This is a genomic window from Halomonas sp. YLB-10 (assembly GCF_003856855.1).
Taxonomy (GTDB): domain Bacteria; phylum Pseudomonadota; class Gammaproteobacteria; order Pseudomonadales; family Halomonadaceae; genus Halomonas; species Halomonas litopenaei.
Map to the genome: position 1 here is coordinate 1 of NZ_RRCU01000021.1, position 1,717 is coordinate 1,717.

Genomic DNA, 1,717 nt, shown 5'->3' on the forward strand with positions numbered 1-1,717 from the left:
CCCGCCTCATTCATCAGAGTGCCGAATGAGGGTCTTGAGTCCATCGATTGCCAGCACCGACCCACTTCACCGTTATGTGGTCGCCGGATAGCCGGGTGATCTATAACCCGATCAGGTTTTTTCCGGCCTTTTCATAACGGTCACGAATCGATGTCTAGCACCGGCGCATCCGTGGCCGTCGACTTCCGTTGTGGTCGCCTTGCCTGCTGCATGGATTGTGGTGACGCCAGATTCAGACCAGGGCCGTCAGCCGAGGCAGCCCCTTCAGCAAGGTAGGCCACCATTTGTCGGCCGCATCACCGAGGTGAACGGTGATACGTCGGGCGTGCAGCGACAACGTCGCCGCGACCTTGAGCACCTGCTCACGCATCTTGATCAGGCTCCACCCCTGGTGCGTCCGGCTTTCCAGCAGGCGCCTCAGCCCATGCAGGACCTGGTAAGCGTAGAGACTCAGCAGCAGGCTCACCTCGTTGCGGGCCATCACGTCCTGAACGGTGGAGGCGCCGCGATCGGTCGACGAGAGATGCACGTCGAGTGCCGACTTCACCTCGCCCATGTGCGCCTCGGCGCTGCCGCGCTTGCGGTACAGCGCCAGGATCTTCTCCGGCGGACAGTCGAACTTGCCGAGGTTGGTGACCAGGAAGAAGGCATGCAGCAGCAGGTCATCGGGACGTTCCTGCACGACCAGTACCACGCGCCGTGGTTCAGGCCAGGAACCCGCTTGGTACTCCAGATCATGGCACCATTCACGAAGCTGTTCGGGTGGCCGGCCTCGTGGACGCCGCAGGTACGGCGCTGCCAGCTTCTGCAGGCCCGTGTGGCTGCGAAGCCGGCCCAGATACTCGATGTCGCGCTCTTCCAGCGCCTCCAGCGTGTCGTTGTCGGTGAACCCGGCATCGATGCGCACCCGAACCTGGGCTCCGGTGCTCTCGTTGAGCCGCCGCACCAGGTGCGGGATCCACGTATCGGCGTTCTCGGCTGGGCCGGCGTTGCCCTCGCGCAGCAGGCCGCCCACCATGTCGCCCGTTTCGGCCAGCGAGGCGACCAGCGGCGAGTAGATGCGGGCCCCGTAAAGGCCATGATAGGCCGAGCCACCTTGGTGACCGTGGACCCCGATCGGCAGGCCGTCGATGTCGAGAGTCAGCTGCTCGGGGCGCTCGCCGTTCTTCAGCGACGTCAGGCGCCAGACCACCAGTCGCAGAAGGCCTTCGTGCACGGCATCAATGTTGTCGTTGCGTCCGAGGCAGGTCAGCAGCCGCGACAGCGTGGCTTGAGACGGCCGGTCCTGCGCCAATGGAGACGTACCCCGCGCGTCGCTGCACGCCAGTTGCCAAAGTGGATCGCAGTGCAGCGTGGTGGTATCGCTGAGATCGATCCAGCCCATGGCCCGCTGCAATACCACGGTGCGCAGCTGACTGGCCAGGGAGTGACGGACGCGCTGCGGGTCACGCTGGTCGACCAGGTGATCCTCAAGAGCGGCGATCACGCCGCTACGGTCGAGGGCTTCGCGCAGCAGCAACGCACCGCTGTCGCTGGTGGTGCGCTGGCCATCAAGCTCAACGCGGATGGACCCGTTGCAGGACGGAATCCAGGGAGATACGCTTTCACCCATAGCGGATGGTCCTCTGGAATCAGGTTCTTGGCGGAACACACTGATTTCTCTAGAGAATACCATTCGCTATTTTCGTTTTCAGACCTACCTCATGAATAAGCCGGG

1 protein-coding gene is annotated in these 1,717 nt (G+C 63.5%); it reads right to left on the reverse strand.

Annotation, left to right across the window (positions count from 1 at the left end; genetic code table 11):
• Positions 1–232: 232 nt before the first annotated feature.
• Positions 233–1,651, reverse strand: coding sequence for an IS1380 family transposase (locus tag EBB56_RS21750; RefSeq protein ID WP_124805336.1), 1,419 nt, complete (start codon positions 1,649–1,651; stop codon positions 233–235).
• Positions 1,652–1,717 lie beyond the last annotated feature (66 nt).